Source organism: Methylobacter sp. Wu1 (assembly GCF_036553575.1).
Taxonomy (GTDB): domain Bacteria; phylum Pseudomonadota; class Gammaproteobacteria; order Methylococcales; family Methylomonadaceae; genus Methylobacter.
This window is the reverse complement of record NZ_JAZHOC010000040.1, coordinates 21,038-38,379: the sequence shown is the minus strand read 5'-3', so window position 1 is coordinate 38,379 and position 17,342 is coordinate 21,038. Positions and strand designations below refer to the sequence as shown.

The window sequence follows — 17,342 nt, the reverse complement described above, 5'->3', positions numbered from 1 at the left end:
CTACCCAATACGGAAAACTATCCTGCCGATGAATCTGCATTATAAATATTGGCGAGAGCTAGGTGTAACCAAAGAAAATTTAGGTTGTCCATTTTACAACATAGAATTTGGTATAATACTGCTTGCGCGTATTCAGGCGAGGATAGAACAGCTTACTATTGCCAAGATTGCCACTATTTATAATTTCTTAGGCGCGGAAAAGGTAAATGATTATGGTGCTCGTGTAGCAAAATTATATATCACCAGACCTTGGACTAAAGAGGGCTGTGCGAAATGAAAACAGTTATATTAGGTTCATTTGCGGCATCCTTTCTTGTCGCTTTTGTCCCGCTTTACGTCGGCATACAGCACAATGCAATGGGTGAGTTCTGCAAAAACGATAGTTTAGACCCTTGCTCTTTTGACTACTTTTACGCCCTCGGTATTTGGACTTCATGGTTTGCTACTATTTTCATTTCTTTAATAGGAATTTCGGTTGTTATTCGTTTATGTATTGCGGGGCGTAAGGTTTAACGAATAAATCCAGCGGGCGCTGAATGCGGCACTAATTTTAGCGTTAGGTCATAAACATAAACGAATTGGATATCAAGACCATGCAGCCTAAAAACTCAACCCTTACGTTGGGAGACGATACCTATACGCATTTCACGAAAGCCATATATAGACTAAAAATAGAAACAAGTTATTCTGGAATGGGGACTTTTGCCAATCCAATTGAACGATTTCCAGACCTCCGAGTTCACAATGCCATTTATCTCAGTACTGAGTCAGACGAAAATGCAGGCATGGATGGCGGCATTGAACCATCTCTAGAGTTGTTCGAACCATTAATCGAAGCCACGGATCATTACTTTCTTCCTTGGAACATTCCAGAGGGGCTTACGATCACTGATGATGGAGAATGGGAAGGCTGGAGTGCGTGGATGGGCAATGATAATGGCCCAATTTATGACTCCAAGCTTCAATTTCTCGGCGCCAGTGATTCACAAATTCGAGTCAGGTGGACGGGAAGCGATAGTGATGATCGCCCCTTTGTGTTTGAAGGAACCTTACAAATCATGCCAATCATTATGTACGGGGTTGCGTCGTTGAATTTACCACAGATTCTGCACCGTTTATTCGGTGAGGTGCAAGCAGCATCTCTCATTGTCGATGCAAGTCCCGTAAGAGAATCTCAAATCCCAGAATGGATTAGATATGAAATTCGCAAGAAAGTAAGTCAGGCTATTGCTGTCTTCGTCTAACGAATAAGGTTAGAGCCGCAGGATGCGCTGAGAAACGAAGCGCATCAATCGCGAGCGATGCGCCGCTTTAATGCAGTTTTGAAAGTTTGCTTTTGAATCAGGTTGGGCGGTTCCGCTGAGCATCCGTCGGCAGCGTGCCCTTGGCTTTATGTCAGGTCGTTTAATTTCGAGAAGGCGTCATATGAACACTAAAAAAGTCTGGATGCATACACCTGATGCCGGTGGTGTAAAAATTCCCCCGCCGGTCCGCAGCCGAACCACCGAGCGAATTACCCGATATGCCGAGGCGCAGTATGGCGGACGATACTCGCGCCTGGATATCCGCTACAGAGGCGTTTTCTGTTATATCGATGCTTACGTAGAGCCTCCTGAGCCATCCCCCGAACTGCTAAATATTACCGGCGAGACTCGTGAGGAGTTCATGGATCGTTTGAGGAATACGCCGGTTCATCTTTGCCGACTGCGGTATTTCGGCGATGAAGAGGCGTGGGGGCTGGCTTTCTATACGTATAGCAATGAGCGTTATGAATTGTGCATGTATCGTTCCGGAGGCTTTTTGGGCCCGGTCGAGGAAGCATTTGATATTGGCGCAATGTACCTGTCCGCAGAGTAACGATGCTGCGACACGTCTTTGCCGGCTTGTACAGGTTAGCAGTTGTCGAGCCGACCGAAAGCATTTTCCGTCAGCAAGTCCGGCGAATGCTTAGGAATGAGCATAAAATAACTGCTTCAAGTACGCGGAGGATTTCCGGTGCAGGTGTAGATTTATATCCGCGCAGTGCGAATGAATTCGCACCTACCATTTTCTGATTTATTCCAGGCTCATTGCTTAAGAATAGAATAACGGTCGGGAAGGTGGGAAATAAGGCTCAAGCAATACCGCTTTCTCCTTGAGCCTTTACTTTGGTCAACCCTGCAATGCCTTCAACACAGCCTGCATCGTCTCATTGGCATCGCCGAACAGCATGCGTGTGTTTTCCAGCACGAACAACGGATTGCCGACGCCGGCATAGCCCGATGCCATGCTGCGCTTGAGTGCGACCGTGGCGCCGCCTTTCCAGCATTCCAGCACCGGCATGCCGGCGATCGGGCTGTTTGGGTCATCGAGCGCCGACGGGTTGACGATGTCGTTGGCGCCGATCACGATCGTGACGTCGACGTTGGGGAAATCCTCGTTGATTTCATCCATTTCATAAACGATGTCGTAAGGCACTTTGGCTTCCGCCAGCAATACGTTCATGTGCCCGGGCATGCGTCCTGCCACCGGATGGATGCCGAAGCGGACTTTTTTGCCTTTTTCTCTCAGCAGCTTAGTGATTTCATTGACCGTGTGCTGGGCCTGCGCCACCGCCATGCCGTAGCCGGGGATGATCATGATGTTTTTGGCCGCCAGCAGCAATTGCGCGGTTTCCTCGGCATCGATAGGGTAGACCTCGCCTTCAACGGCCGCCGCCTCGCCGCCCGTGCCGGTGCCGAAACCGCCGGCGATGACGCTGATGAAATTGCGGTTCATGGCGCGGCACATGATGTAACTGAGGATAGCGCCGCTGCTGCCGACCAGGGCGCCGGTCACGATCAGTAAATCGTTGCTGAGCATGAATCCCGTGGCCGCGGCGGCCCATCCGGAGTAGCTGTTCAGCATCGATACAACGACAGGCATGTCAGCCCCGCCGATGGCCATGACCATGTGTATTCCGAATACCAGCGCGATGAAAGTCATGATTAATAAGGGGTAGAGGCCGCCGCCAGTTTTAGCCTGTTCCAGAAACACCTGGCCCAAACCGATGACGAAAATCAACAGGCCCAGATTCAGCCAGTGCCGCAACGGTATCAGGACCGGCTTGCCGTTGATTTTACCGCTGAGCTTGCCGAAGGCGATTACCGAGCCCGAGAAGGTAACGGCGCCGATTAAAATGCCGATGTAAATTTCCAGTTCATGGATCGTTTTCTCGGCACCCACAAGCGTGGAGCCGGTTTCCATGAAGTTGGCGTAACCGACCAGCACTGCGGCCATGCCGACCAAGCTGTGCATGATGGCGACCAGTTCGGGCATTTGCGTCATTTCAACCTTTAAGGCCGCCACAGCACCGATCGCGCCGCCGATCAGCAATGCCAGGATCAAAACGACATAGGCGTTAACCGCGCCGCTTAGCGTTAAAGCAGTAGCGATGATGGCGATGGCCATGCCTATCATGCCGTAATAATTGCCGCGTCGGGCGGTTTCCTGGTGGCTTAAGCCGCTCAGACTCAAAATGAACAGAATCGTGGCGGCCAGATAAGACATCGTAATTAAGCTTTGAGACATCTTCTTCCCCTTATTTTCTGAACATTTCAAGCATGCGGCGCGTGACTAAAAAGCCGCCGGCAATATTGATGGATGCGATGAGTATGGCCAGACCGGCCAGAATCATGGCGATTTTTCCCGGCGCCGAAATCTGCACCAACGCGCCGATCACGATGATGCCGCTGATGGCATTGGTGACGCTCATCAGTGGCGTATGCAGCGCCGGCGTCACATTCCAGATCACCTGATAGCCGATAAAACAGGCCAGCACGAAGACGGTAAAGTGCGACATGAAAGAAGCCGGTGCGACCGCGCCGATGCCAAACAGGGCAAGTCCGCCGATGATCAGCGGTATAAAAGGCTTGATGCCATCGGGGATGGCGTATTTTTTTTCTTGTGCCTGGACGGCGGGGTAGGCGGGGGCTTCTGTTTGCGGGGGAGGGGCGACCGATAATTTGGGCGGTGGCGGCGGCCAGGTTATCTTGCCTTCCTTGATGACCGTCGCGCCGCGTATCACTTCATCGTCCATGTTGACGTTGAGCACCCCGTTCTTTTCGGGGCACAGCTCCGTCAATAAATGCCTGAGATTGGTGGCGTACAGTTGACTGGACTGGTTGGCCAGACGGCTGGGCAGATTGGTATAGCCGATAATCGTGACGCCGTGCCTGACTACGACTTTATCCTTCTCGGTCAGGGCGCAGTTGCCGCCTTGCTCGGCCGCCAGATCGACGATGACGCTGCCCGGCTTCATCGATTCGACCATGCCTTGCGTGATCAGCTCGGGCGCAGGCTTGCCGGGGATCAGGGCGGTCGTGATGATGATGTCGACTTCCATGGCTTGGCGCGCGAACAGCGCCATCTCGGCTTCAATGAACTCCTTGGACATGGTTTTGGCATAACCGCCGGTTCCGGAGCCTTCTTCTTTGAAATCCAGCATCAGGAACTCGGCATCCATGCTTTCAATTTGTTCCTTGACTTCGGGCCGCGTGTCGAAAGCCCTGACAATCGCGCCCATGCCCTTGGCAGCGCCGATGGCGGCAAGGCCTGCAACGCCGGCGCCGATTACCAGTACTTTGGCGGGCGGGATTTTGCCGGCGGCGGTAATCTGGCCGGTAAAGAATCGGCCGAAATGCTGCGCGGCCTCAATGACGGCCCTGTAGCCGGCGATATTGGCCATGGAACTGAGCGCATCGAGTTTCTGCGCCCGGGATATGCGCGGCACGCTGTCCATAGCCAGCACGGTCGCTTTTTTGGCGGCCAGTTTCTGCAGCAGGTCTTCATTTTGCGCCGGCCAGATGAAGCTGATCAGATGGCCGCCTTCAGGCAGCAGTTCAACTTCATCGATGGCGAGTTCAGGATGGCGTTCTGGCGGCCTGACTTTCATGATGATGTCAGAGTCATTCCATAACGTTTGGGCCGATTTGACGATTTGGACACCAACTTCTTTATAAGCCTCATCAGAAATATCGGCGCCGTCGCCGGCACCGCTTTCCACACTGACTTCGAAGCCCATTTTAATGATTTTTTCAGCGGCTTCAGGCGTTGTAGCTACACGTTTTTCACCTTCATGGATCTCTCTGGGTATACCGATCTTCATACAGTCCCCTTTGTTGTTTGAGTTATTTAGGAGTAATTGAATAGCAAGATTTTGAATAACAATCGAAACCTTATTGCTGAGCATAGGAGATTGAGACCGGTTTTTCAATAGAAAATACGGTACTTATCATTGATAGTTAATTTCCAGAATTACGCGCATGGCTATCTTGTTCCTTGCGCTTGCGGAAAGTGGAATGGTGTTTTTTTACAATTTTACGCCACGCAATCTGAGGGCATTGCCGATCACGGAAACGGAGCTGAAGCTCATGGCGGCTGCGGCAATCATCGGGCTGAGCAGCAGGCCGAAGAACGGATACAGGGCGCCGGCGGCGATCGGAATGCCGGCAAAATTGTAAATAAAAGCAAAGAACAGGTTCTGTTTGATGTTGGCCATCGTATGCCGGCTCAACCGCCAGGCGCGGGCGATCCCGCGCAGGTCGCCTTTCACGAGCGTGACGCCGGCGCTTTCCATGGCAACGTCCGTGCCCGTGCCCATCGCGATGCCGACGTGCGCCTGAGCCAGCGCCGGCGCATCGTTGATGCCGTCGCCGGCCATGGCCACAATGCGGCCTTCGCCTTGCAGGCGCTTGATGATGTCGGCCTTCTGGTCGGGCAGGATTTCGGCCATGACCTCATCAATGCCCAGCTTTCTTGCGACGGCTTGGGCGGTGGTCCGGCTGTCGCCTGTGAGCATGACGATGCGGATGTGCTCGCTATGCAGAGACCGGATGGCTTCGGGCGTGCTGTCCTTGATCGGGTCGGCCACGCCGACGAGCCCTGCCGGTTTGCCGTCGACCGAAACAAACATGACGGTTTGGCCGTCGCCGCGCAGTTCTTCGGCCCGGGCTGCAAGCTGGCCCGGGTCGACGCCCAGGCTGTCCATCAGGGCGCGGTTGCCAAGCGCAACTTCCCGGCCATCGACACGGCCCTTGACGCCCTGGCCGGTGATCGACTCGAAATCTTCGGCATGGGCCAGATCAATGCCTCGCTGCTCAGCGCCTTTAACTATGGCTTCGGCCAGCGGATGCTCGCTGCCGCGTTCGATGCTGGCCGCGAAGCGCAGGAGATCGTTTTCCTGAATACCGTCGGCAGCTATGATACTGACGAGTTTCGGCTTTCCTTCGGTCAGCGTCCCGGTCTTGTCTACGACCAATGTATCGATTTTGCGCATCAGTTCGATGGCTTCGGCGTTCCTGAACAATATGCCGGCGCCGGCGCCTTTGCCCGTCGCCACCATGATGGACATGGGCGTTGCCAGGCCAAGAGCGCACGGGCAGGCAATGATCAGCACGGCGATGGCGTTGATGAGCGCGTAAGCCATGCGCGGCTCGGGGCCGACGAGAGACCAGACGATAAACGTGACAATCGCAATAACCACTACGATGGGAACGAAATAACCGGCGATAATGTCGGCCAGCTTCTGAATCGGCGCGCGGGTACGCTGCGCCTCGGCCACCAGCGCCACGATACGCGACAGCAGCGTCTCAGCGCCGATTTTCTCGGCACGCATGACCAGACTGCCGGTGCTGTTGATGGTCGAGCCGATGACGCGGTCGCCTTCGTGCTTCTCGGCCGGGATCGACTCGCCGGTGACCATCGACTCATCCACCGCGCTGGCGCCTTCCAGCACGACGCCGTCCACGGGTATTTTCTCGCCCGGCCGCACGCGCAGCCTGTCGCCGATTTGCACCGCATCCAGCGGTACATCTGTCTCGGTGCCATCGTCGCTCAGACGGCGCGCCGTTTTGGCCTGCATGCCGAGCAGTTGCTTGACGGCCTGGCTCGTCCGGCTGCGGGCGCGCAGTTCGATGACCTGGCCGAGCAGGATAAGGGTCACGATCACGGCGGCGGCTTCGAAGTAGACGCCAACCTTACCGTCTTCCCGAAACGAAGCGGGAAAAATGTCGGGAAACAGTGCCGCGATCAGACTGTACAAATAGGCCACGCTCACACCGAGCCCGATCAGTGTAAACATGTTGAGGCTGCGGTTCTTCACCGATTGCATGGCGCGGACGTAAAAAGGCCATGCCGACCACAGACAGACTGGCGTCGCCAGCGCGAGTTCGATGAGCAAGCGGGTACGTTGCGAGAATAGCTGCGAGACAGGCCGCCCAGGCAGCATATCGCCCATGGCGACAAGGACCAGCGGCACGGTCAACGCGGCGGCAAACCAGAACCGGCGGCTCATGTCCTTCAGTTCGGGATTCTGCTCAGCCTGCTCGGCCTCAATGGTCCTGGGCTCAAGCGCCATGCCGCAGATCGGGCAGTTTCCCGGCTCGTTGCGGACGATCTCGGGGTGCATCGGGCAAACCCACTCCGTCCGGGAGACAGGGCGGGGCGTTTCGACAGGCTCAAGCGCCATGCCGCATTTCGGGCAACTTCCTGGATGGGCCGACTGCACTTCGGGATGCATGGGACAGGTGTAAGTGGTTGTCGCTATGCTGCTGTCGACTCTTGGCATGACTGTGTCCTTATCGTGAGTTAAAGTTTTACAATTGAAAATTTAAGCTCTGGGTATGCATCGCATACCATTTTCAGCGTTTGCCGATTCATTGCGACTTTGGTAAAGGTACGCAACGCATACCCTACGGCAGCTTATAAAAGTTATCAATCAATTTTCAGGACCTTGGCGCCGCGGATTCTTCCCGTTTTCAGCTCGACCAGGGCTTCGTTCGCCTGTTCCAGGGCAAATACCTGAATCTCGGGATTCAAGTTTATTTCGGCGGCCAGGCTCAGGAATTCCTGTACATCGGTTCGGGTAATGTTGGCGACACTCTTGATTTCTTTTTCCTGCCAGAGATGCTGCGGATAATCCAGTTGCAGCAAGCTCTGCTTGTCGCCTTCCTTGCGGATCGCGTTTATCACGAGCCGGCCGCCCGGCTCCAGGTTCGCCAATGCTTCCACGACGGGCTGCCAGGCCGGTGTCGTATCAATGATGCTGTCCAGCTTTCTGGGCGCCCGATCAACAGTTTCGCCGGCCCACACGGCGCCCAGTTCCAGTGCGAACGCGCGTTCTTCGGCGCTTCTGGCAAACACGAACACCTCGGTATTCGGATAACGGTGCTTCGCCATCTTCAGGACCAGATGGCCGGACGCGCCAAATCCCGTCAAGCCCAAACGCTGCCCGTCTTTGATCCCTGTCAGCCGTAAGGACCGGTAGCCGATGGCGCCGGCGCACAGCAAAGGGGCGGCCTGAAGGTCGGAAAAAGCCTCGGGAATCCGATAAGCGAAATTCTCGCTGACGGTCATATATTGCGCATAGCCGCCATTGGCATCGCGGCCGGTGGCCTCGAAGACAGGGCACAGATTCTCATGACCGCTCAAGCAGAACTTGCATGTCCCGCAAGCGGAAAAGATCCAGGCGACACCGACCCGGTCGCCCTCTTTGATGCGCTTGACCTTGTTGCCAATTGCTTCAACGCGGCCCACGACCTGATGCCCCGGGATGATAGGCAAATGCGGCGGCGGTGTTCTGCCTTCGATCTCATCGAGTTCGGTGTGGCAAACACCGCAGGCAGAAACCTTGAGCAGAATTTCTCTGTCGCCGGGCTCGGGAACGGGAAGTTCTACCCATTCAAGCGGCGCCTGATTGTCTTTTAAATCGCAGAGCTGTCTTAATAGCATCGCTTTCATGAAATTGCCTTTATAAATTATTTAGTTATTTGATTCGAAAGGTTATTTTCCCGGCAGTTCCACCATTAACATGAGATTATGTGGTATTATCCAGTCAATTTAACTACTCCGCCGCGCCGGTAACGGTAAGAGCGGCCTATATAATGGACATTGGTCTAATCCTTATTTTGATTCTTATCAATGGCGTTTTCGCAATGTCGGAAATGTCGGTTGTTTCTTCCAGAAAAGCCCGCCTGCAGAAGTTGGCTTCCGAGCGGCGGCCAGGCGCCAATGCGGCGCTGAAACTGCATGAAGAGCCCTCGCATTTTCTGTCTACCATTCAGGTAGGCATTACATCCGTCGGCATTTTGAGCGGCGCCTTGGGTGAAGATGCGCTGAAAGCGCCTATTCATGAGCAGCTTTTGAAAATTCCGATGCTCGCGCCTCACGCCGAAGGCATTGCCCTGACAATGACGGTGGTTTTAATCACTTATTTTTCCGTGGTGATCGGCGAACTTTTCCCCAAAAGATTGGCTTTACTGCATCCGGAAAACATCGCGGTTGTTATCGCCCGCCCGATGAGAGGCCTGGCCAAAATTGCCAGCCCATTGGTCTGGCTGCTGTCTTCTTCCGGAAATCTGCTGCTTCGAATCGCAGGCGCTCACCGTCCTCGGGAGACTTCAGTCACCAATGAAGAGATCAAGCTGCTAATGGAAATGGGCTCCGAAGCCGGCGTTTTCCATGCCAGCGAAGAAAGGCTGGTTGCCAATGTGCTGAGACTGGACGAGCTGCGCGTCGGCGCGATTATGACGCCGCGCAAAGAGATTATCGCCATCGATTTGATGGCTCCGGAGGATGAGATTAGGCGTAAAATCGCCGACTGCCGGTGTACGCGCTTAGTGGTTTGCCGGGATGGCCTGGAAAACGTGCTGGGCATTCTGCACCGCGGCGATTTATTGAAGTCGATGATGGAGGGCGTGTTTGATATTGAGAAAACCGTGCGGCCGGCGCTCTACGTTCCCGATTCCATAACGCTTACGCATCTTCTGGAGCTTTTCCGGGAAGAGCATGCCAATTTTGCTTTGATTGTCGATGAGTACGGCGAAATGGAGGGCCTTGTGGCGCTCAGCGACGTCTTGACGGCCATCGTCGGCGATTTTCCGACTGAGGAGTCCGAGCTCGAGCCTGATGTCGTCCAGCGGGATGACGGTTCATGGCTCATTGACGGCGGCGTGTCGATAGCGAAGCTGAAGTCGGTCCTTGATATGGACATCGAATTCCCTGGCGAGACTGACAATGTCTACAATACTATCGGGGGATTCATTCTGTTCCATCTGGAAAGAGTTCCGCACGTGGCGGACAGCTTTGAGTACGATGGCTGGCGTTTTGAAGTGGTGGACATCGACGGAACGCGGATTGATAAGGTTTTGATCAGCTCCGTAAATCGGTAGTGGGTTAAATCTGTAATTTGGCATGAATATCCAAGCCAAATTCAACCTTGTTAATCAGTAATCCGATGACCGTATCATGCAGGGTTTCCAACTTTGAGAAGCAGATTGTTTTTCGTGTAAGTCGCTTAATCCAGGTTCTGAAATTCAAATTTTTGCGTTCAATCTTTTGAGTGTTGCGCTTGCCCACCTGATGCATATCGACTTCAATATGACGTTCATAAGCGCCCCAATCATCGGTGTAATAACGGCTAATGCCAAAGGGCTCAAGCAAGGCTTTCAGCTTTTTGAACACCTCATCCTTGCGTTTGCCAAATACATAAGCCAATACCGTGTTCGTGGCATGATCAATGGCATACCACAGCCAGCGTTGATTGGATTTGTTACCGACATAGGACCACTGTTCATCCATTTCAGCCTGTTCACAAGCCAATTCCAATCTCACCGTTAAATTGGCTTCTACTTTTAAAGTCTGAAAGTTCGGATTGACTTGGACGATGCGGCTCGACTTTTTTTTAAAGTGCTAATCACGGTATTTTTGTTGATCTTGAGAACCCGGGCTGTATCACGGATACCGCTACCATTGATGGACATCTCTACAACTTGCTCTTTGATACCGGGGCTACAAGCCTTATAGCGGTATGCCAACATGAACGTTTTAGTTCCGCAATCCGGATTTTGACAACGGTAACGCTGTGTACCCGATGCACTACGGCCGGACTTCATAATTTGGTTGCTGCCACAATCCGGGCAGGTAATTTCTTGATAACAGGTCATGCTCCATATTATATGAGCAAATCACATATTTGACCCATTACCACTTTCTGTACCTGTTGGAGCTCCCGGCCCAAATGAATCTTGGGCTTGGGGCTGGACTCATATCAATGAGTGGGGAGAAGCTGAAATGCTTCAGACTGGAACCAGAACAGGTGTAAACGTCACAGAGGTGACAAGCAAATGAATACAGATTCAATAGATTACTTAAAAAATTTACTTACAGATGTACGAAAAGATGATGTTCCTTTTTGTATAGAGTTTTTAGAGAATTTTTTGAACTCTGATAGCGCTTATGAAAAGGTTGGAAGCCCGGAAAATTTTGCAATTAGTTTTGCGCTTAATCGAGCTAAGTTTAGGCTGGAATCAGCAAAAAAAGCTGGAAAAAAAACATTTGGTCTTGAAGACTTAATAAGCGCACTCTCTAAATACGATCAAACTCAAAAAGTTACATTTTTCAATTTAGAAAACACTCAATACCTTGGAACATGTTTTGTTCTTGATGATCGCATATTAGGCTATGAATTTGTTTTAAAAACAGGAACCACTTCAGTTCCTGGTTTGCGGCCTGATTTACTAGGTTAATTTATCAACTGTAAGGGCTATAGGGTCAAGCTGTACAATTTACATTCGTCTGATATTTTTCAACGTATCCGACTTAACCACGTCATGAAAAGTGTATGGTCGTATGGCGGATGTTTCGTATGAGAAGAACGGGGTCAGGTCTTGTAGCGCATCGTTCGAGCATCATCAGACAAACCAATGACAGACTACCGCCGGATCTACATCCCTGGCTCAACCTGGTTCTTCACTGTTAATCTTGCCGAACGCCGGAATAATTATCTGCTGGTGGAAAAGATCGATCGGCTGAGAGCCGCCTTTCGTTACGTCAAGGAACGCAAACCTTACCGGATCAATGCCGTCGTTATCCTGCCTGACCATCTGCACTGCATCTGGACATTGCCACCTGGGGATGGGGATTTTTCCATGCGCTGGAATCTGCTCAAAGGTCATTTTTCTCGTGCCATACCGCAAGGCGAAAGAATTTCCTCAAGCCGGAGCAAGCGCCGGGAACGCGGTTTGTGGCAGCGCCGATTCTGGGCGCGTTTATTATGCAACCAAGCCGATTTTAACAACCACATGGATTACATCCATTGGAATCCTGTCAAGCATGGCTATGTACGAAAAGTTGTCGACTGGCCGCATTCGAGTTTTCATCGATACGTTGATCAGGGCGTTTATCCGATGAATTGGGGACATTCCGGCAATTTCGATAACCATGTAAGTGGAATGACTCGAACGATGCGCTTCGTGCCTCAGCGCATCCTACGGCCCTAATGCCACAAAATTGGCCGAAAGAGTGGATTCAGAGTGTAAGAGATGTAAAACCATGATAAACCGAGAAAAATACATTTATGTCAAATATTGCTAATTTGAAAGGCCAAGTAGAAGTAACAATAAAGGCATTAGAGTTAAAACGTCAGTCATCTAGCGAACCAGTGATTGATGAATATCTTAAGAAATATAAAGATGTTCTAAAAGCTATAGAAAATGGTTCTTCTGAAAGCGATGTTCATAAACTCGCAAATAAACTATTAAATTGCGCGAGAGGTTATATGGAAACGTCTAGTAACTATCAACAAGATTTCCTTAATGAAATGGGAAAAACGGAAAAGATAGTGAAACAATTGTTGACATAACTTATGCATAGAGCCATAGGATGATATGGACTCCTCTTCACTGCGACGGTCATATGGCCGTATGGCGGATGTTTCGTATTTCGTATGGTGGATTTGCCTTGGCAATCCACCAACAAACGGAGCCTTAAAACCGTAATGTCCCGCTATGAACCGGCTTGTTTGAAATGGCGGTTTGCTGCGCGAAACCGCCCTACTTGCTTAGGAGCGGATATAGGTTGAGTAGCGTTTTTATAGACAGCTACAGCGTAGAAAAACGAGCTTAGCCGGGTAGTATCGGACCGGGAAATAATGGCTGAGCCAGAGCGCGCTGTAATGCCTCAAAATCAACCGGTTTGGTCAGATAACCATTGAAACCGGCCGCCCGTGCCTGTTCGCGATCAACCAGCCGTCCATAGCCGGTCAACGCGATCAACTGCGTCGTTCTCAGCTCGGGATGTTCTCTAAGGGCTCGAGCCACCGCATAGCCATCCATGCCCGGCAGGCCGATATCGAGCAGTATGACCTGCGGCCGCTCAGTCAGTGCGGCGACCAAGCCCGCAGGTCCGCTATAGGCCAAACTTACAGTATGCCCTTCGCCAGTCAGCAGCACAGACAGGCTCTGAGCAGCATCGCGGTTATCATCGACGACGAGAATGCGCAGAGGCCCTTCCGCCGGCTTCAGTGCTGTCGGAGAGGAAACCGAAACGACTGAGGCTTGCGGCAGGCAAGGCAGGCGAATGATGAATACACTGCCTTGGCCCCGGCCTGCGCTGGTAGCCCAGACGTCACCCCCATGCATGGTCACTAGGCTTTTGACCAGCGACAGGCCAATGCCCAGCCCGCCTTCGGAACGGTCGAGGGTACGGTCCACCTGGTAGAACAGTTGAAACAGGTTCGGCAGCGCCGAAGGTACAATGCCCCGGCCGTTGTCACGGACTCGGATGAAGACATCATTGCCGACATGCTCAACGGTCAGCCAGATGGACCCGCCTTCATCGGTATACTTGGCCGCATTATTGAGCAGGTTCGAGACGACCTGCGCCAGCCGGACCAGATCGCCTTCAACGATGACCGGTTCAGGCGGCAGTTGTACCGTAAGTTCATGACGGCGAGTTTCGATCAAGGGCTGAGTGATTTCCATGGCCCGCTGCACAATAGCCGATACTGCAAGAGACTCCTTCTTGAGCTCGATTTTGCCACGACTGATGCGCGAGACATCCAGCAGGTCATCCACCAGACGCGCTAAATGTTCGACTTGACGGTCGATGACATTGCGGCACCAGGCCAGCCGCGTTTCGTCCAGATCCGGACGTTTCAGGATCTGCGCGGCGTTGCGGATCGGGGCCAAGGGATTGCGCAGCTCGTGAGCCAGCATGCCCAGGAACTCATCCTTTCGTCGATCCTCGTTCCGAAGCGCTTCCTCAATGTGCATGCGCTTGGCAATCTCGGCTTCAAGCGCAATATTGGCAGATTGCAGTTCCATAGTCCGTGCCTCAATGCGTGCCTCCAGTTCCTCATTGGCCTTGCTCAGAGCATCCTGCGCCTGGCGCAACTCTGTTAGATCGTTAACCACAATGGCATAACCCGCTTCAACTCCTCCGATAGGGGCAGGACTGATCGCCAACATTACGGGTATCGAACTACCATCGGCGCGGATCATGGACAGATCGTCGCGGTGAGGTTTCTCCTCAGCGCTTTCAAGCAATGCCGCAAAATCTGCTGCATGGAGCGGATGCACAAAGCGCTCGATGTCTGCACCAGTCATTTTAGCCATTGCAACGCCTATCAGGTCTGCAAACCATCGGTTGGCATAGAGAATTGTCCGGTCGGCAGAAACGACCAGTATCCCTTCGTTCAGCGTATCAAAAAGACGTTTATAGATGGTATCCGTCCCTTCCAGGGTATAAACACGATGTTGACCGTCATTGTAGACGACTACGGCATCCACGTTAGCGGCACGAATGGCGTTCAGGGTGTCTTGCGCTTCCTCCAGGCGCAACGTCAGGTCGTGGATTTTGAGCAGCAGCTCCTGATTCTTTTTATTGTCAGGATTCACTGTGCGCCTCCTTTTCCAGGACCGGTTTCGGGCGGCGATACAGCTTCATGAGAGTGCGCTCTTGGCCAGAGAGCGTGTCGGCCGGCTTGCTTAGCATGGGCATGAACGGCAATGCTATGCGTGTTCTTTGATCGTTCCGGTGCCTGGCAGTGGCCGCTATCGATAACGGCCGAATCATGGCGGCCAGCTAACGCTGGTCCAACTACGCGGTGGCTATTAAAGAGAGCCCGAGCCGAGAACAACAGGGCGCCCTCCCCTGCACAGTGGCGCTGCCTGTAGCGGCCTCCGCAATGGGTCAATGCACGGGGGGCGCCTTCGTGATCACGGTTGGCCCGTGCTAAGTTTGCGTTCGCCTGTTCTGTAGGGTGCAGTTTCATTTGGGCATTTCCGGATGACGCAGATCCAAACCTACCAGTACCCGCTCGGTATTGGACAAGTCTCCAATAATCTTGCGTACCGGCGCAGGCAACTGGCGCACCAGTGTCGGGATGGCCAGGATTTGATCACCTGCAGCTAATTGCGGTTTTTCCAGTAGGTCGATCACTTCAACGCTATAGCGGCCTTTGAGATATTCTTCGCAGATCCGATTCAGATTGGCGCAGGCTGTCAGTGACTTGGGCGTCTGTCCTGCCACATAAAGCCGCAGTTGCCATATGTCTTCATCTTCAGATGGCTCGTTTACTATATGCTCGTGATGGCCTGACATGGTTCAGTTTTCGCTCTGCTGAGGGCCTGATGCGGCATCACCGTGACGCAGACGGCCCATTTCGTCACGATCACTTGCTAACGTGGTTTCCAGATGTTGCGCCTGCGCGATTGCCAGATCGATCTCTGACCGCTCTGCCTCGAACTGGGCATGCAGGGCAGCAATCTGCGCTTCAAGAACTGCTTGCTTGCGCTTCAATTGATTGCGATGGTGCTTGATCTCCTGCTCGCGTAAAACGCGCTCCGCCTCTTCCCGCGCCTCCTGGGTAAAACGGGCAGCACCCGTCAGAACGCCCATCGGGCCAGTATAGACGTCGCACAGTTCGATACCGTGATCACCAATAAGGAATTCGCGGATCTGGTTGGAATGGGCCATCCCTCTCGACTTTACAATCTGAATGCCTCGATTGCGCTCGCCACTGCTTTCGATGGCAGTGAGCATCAGCCAAGTGTCCATTAATGAGGAGATGCCTACTTGGGAGCGCTCCAATGCTGCTCCGCCCGGGGTCAGACTGGTAAAAACAGCACTGATCTGCTGACTTTTCAGCCAATCGATTAAGCGCGCCAGCATGGCCTCGGACTCGGCGAGAGTCCCTGCGGCTATCAGGTTGGTCACCGGGTCAACTATCACCAGGCTGGGCCGGAAATCTTCCACCAGCCTATGGATTTTAGCCAAGTGCATTTCCAGACCGTAGAGCGTAGGCCGCACTGCATGTAAATTCAGAAGGCCCTGCTGTACCCATGGCGCCAAGTCAAGACCCACGGCATGCATATTGCGAATGATCTGCTGGGGCGCCTCCTCGAACGGCAGGTAGAGGACGCGTTCCCCTCGGCGGCACGCGCCGTCTGCGAAAGAGGCCGCAAAAGTGGTCTTGCCCATGCCCGCCGTGCCGCTGAGCAGCACGCTGCTGCCCCGAAAGATGCCCTTGCCGCCGAGCATACTGTCAAGACCTGCGATGCCGGTAGAGATGCGATCGGTACAGACTGCATGATCAAGGCGCATCGAGGTGACCGGCAGCACGGAAATGCCGTCTTCGTCAATGAGGAAGGGATATTCGTTCGTGCCATGCGTGGAACCGCGGTACTTCAGTACGTGCAGGCGGCGGGTGGAAATCTGCTCGTGAACGCGATGGTCGAGCGTGATGACACAGTCGGAGACGTACTCTTCCATGCCATAGCGGGTGAGTGTCTCATTGCCGCGCTCGGCAGTCATAATGGCTGTGACGCCTCGGGTTTTCAGCCAGCGAAACAAACGCTGAAGCTCTGCACGTACAATCCCTTCATTAGGCAGGCCGGCAAAGAGCATTTCGAGGGTATCCAGCACGACCCGTTTCGCGCCGATCGAATCAATGGCATACCCCAGGCGGACAAAGAGGCCGTCCAGGTTATGCTCGCCCGTCGCCTCCATCTCGCTACGATCCAGGTGCACGTAATCAATGATCAGCTTTCCCTCTTGCACCAACTGCTCCAAGTTGAAGCCGAGAGAAACGAAGTTGCAGCTCAACTCCTCAACGGTTTCCTCGAAAGCTACGAAGACGCCAGGCTCGCCGTAATCGATGGCGCCGCGTACCAGGAACTCCATGGCCAGCAACGTCTTGCCCGAGCCGGGCCCTCCTGCTACCAGGACAACGCGGCCTTTGGGCAGACCGCCCTGTACAATCTCATCCAACCCCCGGATGCCGGTCGGCGTTTTGGCTAGGGATGGCCTCGGTAGACCCTGTGTTATTGTTTCTTTTTTTTCACGCATCTTTATTTACTATTCGTTGAAACAATACGACATCTGATGGTAAAGGCAAAGGCCTAGCTGACCTTGTACTGCAAAGCCACGGCCCGCACAGTATTGCCTGAAGCAACGGCTTCAGCCACTTGGCTGCATAAATCTTCTGAATAAGACTTGGGCACGATGGAAACAGGCTCATAGTGCTTAACAAGAAGTTAGTTTAT

16 protein-coding genes and 1 pseudogene are annotated in these 17,342 nt (G+C 53.1%); 8 read left to right on the top strand and 9 right to left on the bottom strand.

Annotated features, from left to right (window positions below; genetic code table 11):
- Positions 1 to 28: 28 nt before the first annotated feature.
- The 4 genes from V2P20_RS05615 (at position 29) to V2P20_RS05600 (ending at position 1,857) form a co-directional block, all read left to right on the top strand.
- Entirely contained in the window at positions 29 to 277 is a 249-nt protein-coding gene (locus V2P20_RS05615; RefSeq protein ID WP_331816957.1) for a hypothetical protein, read from the top strand.
- Entirely contained in the window at positions 274 to 513 is a 240-nt protein-coding gene (locus V2P20_RS05610; RefSeq protein ID WP_331816955.1) for a hypothetical protein, read from the top strand. Before V2P20_RS05615 ends, V2P20_RS05610 begins: the two co-directional genes overlap by 4 nt.
- A gap of 80 nt (positions 514 to 593) precedes the next feature.
- On the top strand, positions 594 to 1,244 hold the full coding sequence (locus V2P20_RS05605; protein WP_331816953.1) for a hypothetical protein: 651 nt from the start codon (positions 594 to 596) through the stop codon (positions 1,242 to 1,244).
- Between the two features lie 181 nt (positions 1,245 to 1,425).
- Positions 1,426 to 1,857: a hypothetical protein gene (locus V2P20_RS05600; protein ID WP_331816951.1), complete on the top strand. Its 432-nt coding sequence runs from the start codon at positions 1,426 to 1,428 to the stop codon at positions 1,855 to 1,857.
- 294 nt (positions 1,858 to 2,151) lie between these two features.
- Here V2P20_RS05600 and pntB read toward each other — a convergent pair whose 3' ends face one another.
- From pntB to V2P20_RS05580, 4 genes are all read right to left on the bottom strand, one after another.
- Positions 2,152 to 3,549: a Re/Si-specific NAD(P)(+) transhydrogenase subunit beta gene (gene pntB, locus V2P20_RS05595; RefSeq protein ID WP_331816949.1), complete on the bottom strand. Its 1,398-nt coding sequence runs from the start codon at positions 3,547 to 3,549 to the stop codon at positions 2,152 to 2,154.
- Between the two features lie 10 nt (positions 3,550 to 3,559).
- The gene (locus tag V2P20_RS05590; RefSeq protein ID WP_331816947.1) at positions 3,560 to 5,125 is read right to left on the bottom strand and encodes a Re/Si-specific NAD(P)(+) transhydrogenase subunit alpha; all 1,566 of its coding nucleotides are present in this window, start codon (positions 5,123 to 5,125) and stop codon (positions 3,560 to 3,562) included.
- Between the two features lie 204 nt (positions 5,126 to 5,329).
- A complete protein-coding gene (locus V2P20_RS05585) occupies positions 5,330 to 7,585 on the bottom strand; it encodes a copper-translocating P-type ATPase (RefSeq protein ID WP_331816945.1) in 2,256 nt (751 codons plus the stop codon).
- A 146-nt stretch (positions 7,586 to 7,731) separates the two neighbouring features.
- Positions 7,732 to 8,757 carry a zinc-dependent alcohol dehydrogenase family protein gene (locus V2P20_RS05580; protein WP_331816943.1) on the bottom strand — a complete coding sequence of 342 codons (1,026 nt, stop codon included), beginning with the start codon at positions 8,755 to 8,757 and terminating at the stop codon, positions 7,732 to 7,734.
- Positions 8,758 to 8,951: 194 nt separating this feature from the next.
- Between V2P20_RS05580 and V2P20_RS05575 the strand changes: the two genes are divergently transcribed.
- On the top strand, positions 8,952 to 10,187 hold the full coding sequence (locus tag V2P20_RS05575; protein WP_331816941.1) for a hemolysin family protein: 1,236 nt from the start codon (positions 8,952 to 8,954) through the stop codon (positions 10,185 to 10,187).
- Between the two features lie 4 nt (positions 10,188 to 10,191).
- Here V2P20_RS05575 and V2P20_RS05570 read toward each other — a convergent pair.
- Positions 10,192 to 10,961: pseudogene (locus V2P20_RS05570) on the bottom strand (IS1 family transposase).
- Between the two features lie 180 nt (positions 10,962 to 11,141).
- Here V2P20_RS05570 and V2P20_RS05565 point away from each other — a divergent pair.
- The 3 genes from V2P20_RS05565 (at position 11,142) to V2P20_RS05555 (ending at position 12,658) form a co-directional block, all read left to right on the top strand.
- A complete protein-coding gene (locus V2P20_RS05565; protein WP_331816939.1) occupies positions 11,142 to 11,543 on the top strand; it encodes a hypothetical protein in 402 nt (133 codons plus the stop codon).
- A 177-nt stretch (positions 11,544 to 11,720) separates the two neighbouring features.
- A complete protein-coding gene (locus V2P20_RS05560; protein ID WP_331816937.1) occupies positions 11,721 to 12,296 on the top strand; it encodes a transposase in 576 nt (191 codons plus the stop codon).
- Between the two features lie 77 nt (positions 12,297 to 12,373).
- Positions 12,374 to 12,658 (top strand): hypothetical protein, encoded by a 285-nt coding sequence (locus V2P20_RS05555; RefSeq protein WP_331816935.1) that lies wholly within the window; start codon positions 12,374 to 12,376, stop codon positions 12,656 to 12,658.
- A 259-nt stretch (positions 12,659 to 12,917) separates the two neighbouring features.
- Here the strand turns inward: V2P20_RS05555 and V2P20_RS05550 are convergent, their stop codons facing one another.
- The 4 genes from V2P20_RS05550 to kaiC all read right to left on the bottom strand — a co-directional run bounded on the left by V2P20_RS05550 (position 12,918) and on the right by kaiC (position 17,145).
- Positions 12,918 to 14,693, bottom strand: a complete 1,776-nt coding sequence (locus tag V2P20_RS05550; RefSeq protein ID WP_331816933.1) for an ATP-binding protein — start codon at positions 14,691 to 14,693, stop codon at positions 12,918 to 12,920.
- Positions 14,683 to 14,871, bottom strand: coding sequence for a hypothetical protein (locus V2P20_RS05545; RefSeq protein WP_331816931.1), 189 nt, complete (start codon positions 14,869 to 14,871; stop codon positions 14,683 to 14,685). The genes V2P20_RS05550 and V2P20_RS05545 overlap by 11 nt, the downstream gene beginning before the upstream one ends.
- Positions 14,872 to 15,066: 195 nt before the next feature.
- Positions 15,067 to 15,399: a circadian clock protein KaiB gene (kaiB, locus tag V2P20_RS05540; protein ID WP_194972122.1), complete on the bottom strand. Its 333-nt coding sequence runs from the start codon at positions 15,397 to 15,399 to the stop codon at positions 15,067 to 15,069.
- Positions 15,400 to 15,402: 3 nt separating this feature from the next.
- Positions 15,403 to 17,145 (bottom strand): circadian clock protein KaiC, encoded by a 1,743-nt coding sequence (gene kaiC / locus V2P20_RS05535; protein WP_194972121.1) that lies wholly within the window; start codon positions 17,143 to 17,145, stop codon positions 15,403 to 15,405.
- Positions 17,146 to 17,342 lie beyond the last annotated feature (197 nt).